Origin of the sequence: Bacillus hominis, assembly GCF_018332515.1 — a bacterium.
GTDB classification, from domain to species: Bacteria; Bacillota; Bacilli; order Bacillales; family Bacillaceae_G; genus Bacillus_A; species Bacillus_A hominis.
Map to the genome: position 1 here is coordinate 1 of NZ_BOQD01000691.1, position 240 is coordinate 240.

Below are 240 nucleotides of genomic sequence, written 5' to 3' on the forward strand. Positions count from 1 at the left end.
AGCTATTGTTACGCTTCCACCTGTCGCTTGATCAAGTGTACTAATGACATTAAGTAAAGTCGTTTTTCCAGATCCAGAAGGACCCATAATCCCTACAAACTCTCCCTCTTTAATACTTAATGAAACACCTCTTAACGCTTTTGACTGATTCTCATTCTTTTTCCCATACGTTTTTTCTACACTTTCTACTGTTACTACATTTGTTGACATCTCATTCACTCCATCCCTTTTGTATAGTAT

Annotated in this window: 1 protein-coding gene; it reads right to left on the minus strand. The window is 36.7% G+C overall.

Features of this window, described 5'->3' with window-relative positions:
* A partial coding sequence (locus tag KI356_RS27960; protein ID WP_212937090.1) for an ATP-binding cassette domain-containing protein occupies window positions 1–219 on the minus strand: 219 nt, incomplete at its 3' end.
* Window positions 220–240: the final 21 nt, after the last annotated feature.